This is a genomic window from Marinobacter sp. (assembly GCF_041690455.1).
In the GTDB taxonomy this organism is placed as follows: Bacteria; Pseudomonadota; Gammaproteobacteria; order Pseudomonadales; family Oleiphilaceae; genus Marinobacter.
This window is the reverse complement of the sequence record NZ_JAWLHI010000049.1, coordinates 21,810-30,631: the sequence shown is the minus strand read 5'-3', so window position 1 is coordinate 30,631 and position 8,822 is coordinate 21,810. Positions and strand designations below refer to the sequence as shown.

8 protein-coding genes are annotated in these 8,822 nt (G+C 57.9%); 1 reads left to right on the top strand and 7 read right to left on the bottom strand.

Going from position 1 to position 8,822, the window contains the following annotated elements:
• Positions 1-7: 7 nt before the first annotated feature.
• Genes ACESMW_RS12940 through ACESMW_RS12925 form a run of 4 tightly spaced genes read right to left on the bottom strand, consistent with a single transcriptional unit; the run spans position 8 to position 3,101 of the window.
• Entirely contained in the window at positions 8-196 is a 189-nt protein-coding gene (locus ACESMW_RS12940) for a hypothetical protein (protein WP_372987436.1), read from the bottom strand.
• A complete protein-coding gene (locus ACESMW_RS12935) occupies positions 193-1,266 on the bottom strand; it encodes a CDP-glycerol glycerophosphotransferase family protein (protein WP_372987435.1) in 1,074 nt (357 codons plus the stop codon). The genes ACESMW_RS12940 and ACESMW_RS12935 overlap by 4 nt, the downstream gene beginning before the upstream one ends.
• A complete protein-coding gene (locus tag ACESMW_RS12930) occupies positions 1,267-2,388 on the bottom strand; it encodes a glycosyltransferase family 4 protein (protein ID WP_372987434.1) in 1,122 nt (373 codons plus the stop codon).
• Positions 2,385-3,101: a 3-deoxy-D-manno-octulosonic acid kinase gene (locus tag ACESMW_RS12925; RefSeq protein WP_372987433.1), complete on the bottom strand. Its 717-nt coding sequence runs from the start codon at positions 3,099-3,101 to the stop codon at positions 2,385-2,387. Before ACESMW_RS12925 ends, ACESMW_RS12930 begins: the two co-directional genes overlap by 4 nt.
• A 156-nt stretch (positions 3,102-3,257) precedes the next feature.
• Between ACESMW_RS12925 and ACESMW_RS12920 the strand changes: the two genes are divergently transcribed.
• Complete coding sequence (locus ACESMW_RS12920) at positions 3,258-4,337, top strand: glycosyltransferase family 9 protein (protein ID WP_372987432.1); 1,080 nt, start codon at positions 3,258-3,260, stop codon at positions 4,335-4,337.
• Between the two features lie 74 nt (positions 4,338-4,411).
• On the opposite strand, the gene ACESMW_RS12915 is transcribed toward ACESMW_RS12920, so the two are convergent.
• The 3 genes from ACESMW_RS12915 to glnE all read right to left on the bottom strand — a co-directional run bounded on the left by ACESMW_RS12915 (position 4,412) and on the right by glnE (position 8,815).
• On the bottom strand, positions 4,412-4,816 hold the full coding sequence (locus ACESMW_RS12915) for a DUF6165 family protein (protein WP_372987431.1): 405 nt from the start codon (positions 4,814-4,816) through the stop codon (positions 4,412-4,414).
• Between the two features lie 89 nt (positions 4,817-4,905).
• Positions 4,906-5,832 (bottom strand): branched-chain amino acid transaminase, encoded by a 927-nt coding sequence (locus tag ACESMW_RS12910; protein WP_372987430.1) that lies wholly within the window; start codon positions 5,830-5,832, stop codon positions 4,906-4,908.
• A 79-nt stretch (positions 5,833-5,911) separates the two neighbouring features.
• A complete protein-coding gene (gene glnE / locus ACESMW_RS12905; protein WP_372987429.1) occupies positions 5,912-8,815 on the bottom strand; it encodes a bifunctional [glutamate--ammonia ligase]-adenylyl-L-tyrosine phosphorylase/[glutamate--ammonia-ligase] adenylyltransferase in 2,904 nt (967 codons plus the stop codon).
• Between the last annotated feature and the right edge of the window lie 7 nt (positions 8,816-8,822).

The window sequence follows — 8,822 nt, the reverse complement described above, 5'->3', positions numbered from 1 at the left end:
TCTTCAACTAGCTTGTCGGGATATCGTTAAGGCGTAACCTGTCCAGCAGGAAGGCCATCTGGTTTTCGGTGACCTTGTTGTCAGGCCTCGCGATAATCAACAGACAGGATTGGGGCGCACAGTCATACCGGGCTCGGGCTTCGGCACAACTGATAAGCTGCAACGGCGTGCTGGCGACGAAAACGTTCAGTTTCATTCACTCCTTCGCATTTTTTTCAATTCCTTCCTCAACCGTCGCCTGACCTTGAGCTTTCGAACCAGATTCATTGGCTTTCGTTCCAACCCTGACTGCTGGTGCACGAGGAAATCCTCGACCGCATCCAAGACGCGAGAACTGGACCTGCCATCCCGGTAGCTGTGCAGTTCCTCACAGAGCGAGCAAGTCGCCGCCATCAGGTCTTCCGGATACGTCAGCGCCTTTTCCAGTGCCGCTTCAACGTCGTCTACCCGGTCCACGTCTATCAGGTAGGGACCAGGCATTTTGGTCCGGAAGGTTACTACGGGGCGGTCGAGGAACATGAATTCGAACATGATGGACGAAGTATCACAAAGCATCACATCTGCCTCTGGCAATATCGGCAGCAAATCTTCATCACTTTCAACAAATCTCAGGTTTTCCCCTGCCAGCTGCCGATAGCCCTCCACAACTTCCGGATCCATTTTCGGGTGCAGGGTCACAATAAACTTCCAGCGCCCACTGCGCGCAAGCTCACCGATTTTTCCAACCAGATCCGGCGCGGAAGTCACGGAGCGGCTGAATGTTGATGCGTAAAAGACAACCGGGAGGTCATCAGGTTGCCGCTCCCGCGGGCCTTCAACCGACCGGGACAACAGCGGGTCCAGCTTGGGCCAGCCGGTATGGGCTACCGCAAAGTGCCGATACTTATCTGCCAGCTCCCGGAATTTGGCGGTATCCTTTTCGGCGTGGGTACAGTAAAGGTCAAACCAGCCACGTATCCGGTAATGATCGCTCTCGTCCTCACTGCTGTGTCCCCGCTTGTTCCTGGCCATGCCATGGAATACCTCGACCTTGATTCCGGGAAAAAAGTACGGCACCCAGTCGCCGGGCACGAAGGTGGCATCCGCCTTGTATTCCATCACCTCCTGCACGGTTTTCAGATGTCGTTCATCAGGCCTGAGAGGATCCGTAGTACACCCTGCAACAAACCAGGCCGCTTCATGGCCACGACGCCGGATCTCGTCCTGCAGAGGTCGGAGAATTGAGTAGGAATAGGGCTGATTTACGAAAAACAGAAAACGACGCATTCAGTCTCTGCCGGTCAAGGATTTATAAAGTTCACCGGTCTCGCGAACGGTTTGCGAGGTGTGGAAACGCGTCGCGATCCGCTCTTTTGCGGCCGCCCCCATCCGATCCAGAAGATCACGGTCCCGATAAAGCTGGGCAATGGCCTCCGACAATGCAGAGGCGTCTTTTTGCGGCACAACCAGCCCACTCACACCGTTCTCGACCAGTTCGGGCATTCCCCCTACACGGGTGACTACCGGCGCCACGCCATACGCCATGGCTTCTATGACTGCCCTGGGGAGCCCTTCGCGTTCGATCGAAGGCAATACGAAAACATCACTTGCCGCTGCGACGCCCGGAGCATCCTGTCGATAACCGGTGAAATGGATCCGTTCGGGATGCTTCGTGCCGGCAACCTGGGACTTGAGCTCTTCATTGTTGATCACGTCACCCACCAGAAGGAGGTGTACCTCAACATCCTCAGGCAGCTCATCAATCGCTCTGACAAGAATATCAAAGCCTTTCCGGGGCCGGTCCCGGCCGGTGCAGCAAACCACGAATGCACCCTCTGGTACTCCGAACTGACTCAGGTCCGTGGGAGGGTCCTGATACCACGCCAGATCATGCCCCTTGTAGATTCGCAGGAGCTTCTTCGGCGGAATACGCATCCAGAGAAAACGGACCTCCTCCGCCAAATGCTCCTTGATGGCATCTGCCACGCACACGATCTTGCTGACCCTGGGATGCAGGAAGGTTATCCACGACTCGGGATTGAGGAAGCTGATATTCCCGATCACCCCACGATAGGCCACGACCCGGATATCACTACCTTTGGACGCCCGCAGCCCGCAGGCAAGCGATCTGGGGTTGAAGGCATGAATTATGTCGTATTGTTTGCCGGCCAACTGCTCCCGGATTGCAGCGATACCTTCTTTGTCAAAGCGGCTTTTCAACGCCATGGGTTGGGCAACGAGACCTTCATCCACCAGTCGCTGATAGTTTCGCCCATTGGGATTGCACATGACATCCACATCAAACCCGGCGTTTCTCAAACCGATGAACAGCTCGGTTTCAGGGCGGTCGCAGGCATCCGTCAGGCACAGAATGGCTGGCAGAGCACGCTTTTGTTGCTGATCGCTCAAGAAGTTTGGCTCCCGTTATATCCGTTCATAAATGAATCCCACACCCTGTCCAGGGCTGAAGTACCCGCGACCTTCCGGATCGAACGGGCAAAACGTTCGAGGTTACCGGCCTTCCACTTTTCTGGCGCCTGACCCGGCATGATACGCCCCTTGTCAAAATCAATCAGGAAGTAGGTACCGTCTCTCACCAGGACATTGAAACAATTCAGGTCGGCGTGGTGCACGCCGGCATCATGAAAACGGCGAATTGTTCCTCCAAGAACTTCCCAGTCAGCGACATCCAGCGTCGGGATCAGGTCAGCCAGGGGAGTTGTATCTGTCAGGCGCTCAATGATAATTGCGGCCTGGTACTGGAACGCCGAGACCTTCCGGTACCACGCCGCAACCGGCCCCGGAACTGGCAGCCCCATGTCAACCAGGCGATCAAGCAGACGAAACTCGGCGACAGAACGGACATCCTGCTCGCGGGTGAACACATAACTCTGCTCGGAAATTAGTGCGACAAGACCACCACGGCGGTACTCGCGCAGTACTACCTGCCCTGTACCGGTATTGATAAACCAGGCTCCACCGCGACCTCCACTGCTTACCGGCTGCGCCTTTGCCCCCCAGAACTCCGGACGGAACCAGTCGACGGTTACCTGGCCCTCATAGTCGGGATGGACCAACAGCACGGAGCCTTCTTCCCGCAAACAGATTTCGGATTCAGCCATGGTCACCCGGACACCAGAACAGACACGACAACACTCGCCCCGGGCGCCCTTCGGGACCTTCGCCGGCGAGTACGATAGAATGGCGGCCAGTTTACCAATGATTGCCGGCAAAGCTCCACAAACCCGCAGCCGGAACCTTTAACGGATCGTCAACTGATGAAGTCTATCTGTATTCTCCGCCTGTCTGCGATCGGCGATGTCACTCATGTCATTCCGGTGGTACTAAGCCTCCAGGAACAGGTACCGGGCGTAAAAATCACCTGGGTGATCGGAAAAATCGAAGCCAAACTGATCGGCGACCTGCCAGGAGTCGAGTTCATCATCTTTGACAAGAAAGCGGGGCGGGCAGGCTACGCGGATCTGCGCAGACAAATGAAGGGGCGCAGGTTTGATGCCTTGCTTCACATGCAGGTGGCATTCCGCGCCAACCTGGCATCCGCCTGTATCCCTGCGAAAATCCGGGTCGGTTACGACAAGGCCCGGAGCAAGGATCTTCATAGTCTTTTCGTCAACCGTCGCATTGCACCGGCTGCACAACAGCATGTCCGAGACTGCCTCGCCAGCTTCCTCGAGCCCTTGGGACTCGAAGCAGCACCTCCCCGCTGGACTATTCCCCTGAGCAGTTCGGACCATAATTTTGCCAAAGAGCACTTGGCCAACGATCGGAAGAACCTGGTCATCAGTCCGTGTGCCAGCCATACATTGCGCAACTGGCCGGCAGAGCGTTACGCACAACTGGCGGATTACGCGATCCGACAGCACGGGTTGAATGTGATCCTGGTGGGAAGTCCCGCTCCTTTCGAGCTTGAGTACTGCGCCGCTATAGAGTCAGCAATGGAAGAAGATCCCCACAATATCTGCGGCAAAGATACCCTCAAACAACTGACGGCGCTGATGACCCATGCCGATCTGGTCATCGCGCCGGACACTGGCCCGGCGCACATCGCGAGCGCCGTCGGCACTGATGTAATCGGGCTGTTCGCGGCGAGCAACCCCAACCGCTCCGGCCCCTACAATTCCCTGCAGTGGTGTGTGAACCGATATCCGGAAGCCCTGAAAAAGTTTACCGGCAAGACGGTAGAAGAAGCCCGTTGGGGAGCCAAGGCGGAATTCGAGGGCGCAATGGAGATGGTGACTGTCGAGGATGTGGCCGAAACGCTGGATCGGTGGGTCAGCGTGAACAGGGGATTAAACAAGGGGTCAGATGAAAGCATTCATCTGACCCCGTCTTCCTGAGACCGGATTGGCCCAAGGGAGGGGTCAGAAGAAGGCTTTCTTCTGACCCCGACGTCCCTGTCCCCGAATTTACGTTACTTACGAGCGGTGTAGTCCTGGTAGGACTTCTCTTCCACGAAACGGGAACCCAACGCCAGGTTGACTTCTTTCTTGATGGCCGCGCGCTTGTCGTTGGTTACGTAGACGGCGCGGGCCAGCTCGATGAAGCGGGGGCCGAAGTCCTGCGCGGCTTCCTGATCCCGGATGTCATCCTCAATCACCCAGAGCTCTTCGTTCACAGCTTTGAGCTGCTTGCGAAGATCTTCGATAGCACTTTGATCCTTAACTGCCTCGTTCCAGGTTTCGGTCAGCTCGTCGAGCTCGAGGCGCACATTTTTCAGCTTCGCCTCATCCTTGATTCGCTCGGACTTGATTTCGAGGATGGTGATTTTGTCGAGTACCTCACCAAAGGATACCGGTACCTTGATTACATCTGCCATTTGCTCATCCTGAAAGAAAGTGTTTCTGAATATACAAGAAAGCCGCCGGCTGATTCACAGATCCGGCGGCTGTCGGTTTTTCCGGGAAATCAGCCTCTGACGAGAGTCAGCCAGTCACTGTGCTCAGGCAGCTTACCCTTAACAGCATCAAAGTAACGTGACTGCAGCTTCTCGGTCACCGGACCGCGCTTGCCTTCACCGATGATGCGGCCGTCCAGTTCGCGAATCGGCAGGACCTCGGCTGCGGTGCCTGTGAAGAACGCTTCCTCGGCCACATAGACCTCGTCCCGGGTAATACGGCGCTCCTTCACCTGCAGCCCCATGTCCCGAGCGAAGTCGATGATGGTGGCGCGGGTGATACCCTCGAGGCAAGAGGTCAGCTCCGGAGTATGCAGCACGCCATCACGGACAATGAAGATGTTCTCCCCGGAGCCTTCGGCCACATAACCCTCGTTGTCCAGCAACAGGGCTTCCTCCGCACCGCCGGAGATGGCCTCGTTCAACGCCAGCATGGAGTTGATGTAGTTGCCGTTCGCCTTGGCCTTACACATGGTGATATTGACATGGTGACGGGTGTAGGAGGAGGTACGGACCTTGATGCCGATCTCCTTCGCTTCCGGAGACATGTAGGACGGCCAGCTCCAGGCGGCAACCATGATGTGGACCTTCAGGTTATCGGCGCGCAGACCCATACCTTCGGAGCCCAGGAACACCATCGGGCGAATGTAGGCTTCGTCGAGGTTGTTTTCACGTACCGCCGCGCGCTGGGCCTCATTAACCTCATCCTTGGTGAACGGCATTTTCATGTTCAGGATGTGGGCGGAGCGGAACAGGCGGTCGGTATGCTCTTTCAGGCGGAAAATCGCCGGGCCGTTCGCGGTACTGTAGGCTCGCACACCTTCAAAACAACCAAGGCCATAATGCAGGGTGTGAGTCAGGACGTGGGTTTTGGCTTCCCGCCAGGGAACCATTTCACCGTCGAGCCAGATAAGGCCATCGCGATCAGCCATCGACATTGTTTTCTGCTCCTAAAAAAGCGTTTTTCGGGGAGTCGGCATTCTAGCAGGAAAACTCTGGTAAAATAAATTTAGCTTACTAATCAAGCATCACTTTTTTCCACATACGTTGGATGTAGTCACGCTCTTCGGGGAACGCATCCCCTTCCACCTGGCTGTTGAGGTTCTGCAGCGCGCGGCGATGGATGGTCGAGCGCTGGGTTATGAAGGCCTCCCTCAGCTTTTCGGTGTCCTCCACCGGCAACACTCCAGCCCGCCCCAGCTCTTCCATCTGGCGGATATTGTCAGACCACTGGGTCAGTTCCGGATGCTCGGAGCACCATGCCAGCATCAGGTACTGCACCATGAATTCGATATCGACAATGCCACCGGGGTCGTGCTTGATATGGAACACCTCCGAGCGCCTGCTCTCCGGTGTTTCCAGGCTCGCCCGCATTTTCTCCCGCATCTCCACCACTTCTTCCCGGAGTTTTGAGTGGTCGCGCTGTTGGCAGAGAATGTCATGGCGGATGGCCTCGAAAGTCTCCAGGGTCTCGGTGCAACCGGCGACTCCCCGGGCCCGGGCCAGGGCCTGGTGCTCCCAGGTCCAGGCGTCGTTGCGCTGGTATTTCTCGAAAGCACTCAGGGTTGTCACCAGGAGCCCGGAATTGCCGGAGGGACGGAGCCGCATATCCACCTCGTAAAGCTGCCCAGAGGGGGTCTGGGTACTGAGGATATGCACGATTCTCTGACCAAGCCGGGTGAAGAACACCGCATTATCGATGGGTTTGTCACCATCGGTGGACAACTCAGGATCGGCCTTGTGCACGAACACCAGGTCCAGGTCTGAGGTATAGCCAAGCTCGATTCCGCCCAGCTTGCCGTAGCCGATGATGGCGAAATCCGTCTCACACGCGGAACCGTCTGACCGTCGCGGATAGCCGTGGCGGCTCACCAGGTTGGCGAAGGCCACATCCACCACATGATCCAGAACCACTTCGGCGATCCAGGTCAGGTAATCGCTCACTTTCATCAGCGGCAAAGTGCCCTTGAGCTCTGAGGCCGCCACCCGGAGGATATGCGCCTTCTTGAAATGGCGCAGGGACTCCATCTGCTCTTCCAGATCCTCAAACGGAATCCGCAGCATCTGCTGGCGCAGGTCGTCCTGGAGTTCCTCCTTGGCCGGCGGCGTGTACAGGCTCTCCGCATTGAGCAGTTCATCCAGCAGCAACGGTGTCTCCGCCAGCTGTTGCGCCACCCAGGGGCTTTCGCTGCACAGGCGGACCAGCTGGGTACGGGCGCCCGGATTTTCCAGCAGCAGAACCATATAGGCGGTCCGTCTCAGGATTGCGCTGACCAACTGCAACACCCGGGACAGGGTCTGCGAGGGTTTCTCCACTTCGGTCAGGGCATCCAATAGCACCGGCATGAACTGGTTGAGGCGTTTCCGGCCCTGAGTCTGGAGGGTCTCAACGGTTCGGCTATCCCGAAGCTCGGTCAGCTCATGGCAACTCTCCTCGGGGTTTTCATAACCCTGCTCCTCGAGCCAGTCCCGGGCGCTCTCATCGTCCATCTCCGCCAGCCAGATTTCCTGCCATTCCTCGGCCAGCTCCGACTCCCCGGCCTCTTCCTCCTCTTCGGAGGCAATGATGTTGCCAAAATGGGTGGCAACCCGTTCGCGGTGCTCGTCCAGAACCGTCTGGCACTCGTCCCAGGAATCAAATCCCATGATCAGGGCAATGCGGGCACGGTTCAGGTCATCCTCCGGCAGGGTCTGGGTCTGCTTGTCCTCGATACCCTGCAGAGCATGCTCGAGATTCCTGAGGAATACGTAGGCCTCCCGCAATTCGCGGACGACTCCGGAGGGCAGAAGCTCAAGGGCTTCCAGCTCTTTCAGGATGGTCAGCAGCTCCCGCTGCTGCAGTTCCCGGTCCCGGCCACCCCGGATCAGCTGGAAAGCCTGGACCACGAATTCAATTTCCCGGATGCCACCGCTGCCCAGCTTGATGTTGTTTTCCAGGCCCTTGCGGCGCACTTCCCGGCTGATCATGGCCTTCATGCTGCGTAGGGATTCAAAGGCGCTGAAGTCGATGTATTTGCGGTAGACGAAGGGGCGCAGGCTTTCCATCAGCACCTGCCCGGCTTTCTGGTCACCGGCCACCACCCGGGCCTTGACCATGGCGTAGCGCTCCCAGTCCCGGCCCTGGTCCTGGTAGTAGGTTTCCAGCGCGGCAAAGCTCAGAGCCAGGGCACCGCTCTGGCCATAGGGGCGCAAGCGCATATCCACCCGGAAGACAAAGCCGTCCGCGGTTATGTGATCCAGAGCCTGGATCAGGCGCTGGCCCAGGCGAATGAAGAACTGCTGGTTATCCAGCGAGCGCCGGCCGCCACGGGTCTCGCCCTTGCCCGGAAAGGCAAAGATCAGGTCGATGTCGGAGGAGACATTGAGCTCCCGGCCACCGAGTTTGCCCATGCCGATTACAATCAGGGGCTGGGGCGCCTCCTCACCGGTGACCGGGTCCTGGCCATAAGGGGTGCCGAACTGCTCACAGGAGTCTTCATAAAGCCAGCCCAGGGCGCCGTCGATACAGGTATCCGCGAACGCGCTGGCCGCTGCCATGGTCTCGGCCAGATCGGCCCACCGAAGCAGATCACGCCAGATGATCCGGAACTGGATTTCCCTCCGGAACCGGCGCAAAGCCGAATGCAGTGCCGGCTCGCCATCGACCTGCTCAAGGTACTCCTGCCAGCGCGTTGCCAGGTATTCCGGCGTTGTCGGCTCGGAGAGTGGTCGTGAGTCCACCGCCTGTCTGACCTGATCCGCATGCCGCTCCAGGGTCTGGCGCAGGAACAGGCTGCGACCAACCGCATCGGCAACCACAGGCTCCGGGACCGCCTCATCCTCAACCAGCCAGGCGGGCACTCCATCCGGGAAAACCGATTCCCAGCATTCAGCGACGTCCTCGGCGATTGCTGACGGCAAGGCACTCCATGGCGCGGACATAATGCAA

Coding starts and splice junctions, on each gene's coding strand:
- ACESMW_RS12920 (WP_372987432.1), top strand. CDS start 3,258: ATGAAGTCTATCTGTATTCTCCGCCTGTCTGCGATCGGCGATGTCACT.
- ACESMW_RS12935 (WP_372987435.1), bottom strand. CDS start 1,266: ATGCGTCGTTTTCTGTTTTTCGTAAATCAGCCCTATTCCTACTCAATT.
- ACESMW_RS12910 (WP_372987430.1), bottom strand. CDS start 5,832: ATGTCGATGGCTGATCGCGATGGCCTTATCTGGCTCGACGGTGAAATG.
- ACESMW_RS12940 (WP_372987436.1), bottom strand. CDS start 196: ATGAAACTGAACGTTTTCGTCGCCAGCACGCCGTTGCAGCTTATCAGT.
- ACESMW_RS12915 (WP_372987431.1), bottom strand. CDS start 4,816: ATGGCAGATGTAATCAAGGTACCGGTATCCTTTGGTGAGGTACTCGAC.
- ACESMW_RS12925 (WP_372987433.1), bottom strand. CDS start 3,101: ATGGCTGAATCCGAAATCTGTTTGCGGGAAGAAGGCTCCGTGCTGTTG.
- glnE (WP_372987429.1), bottom strand. CDS start 8,815: ATGTCCGCGCCATGGAGTGCCTTGCCGTCAGCAATCGCCGAGGACGTC.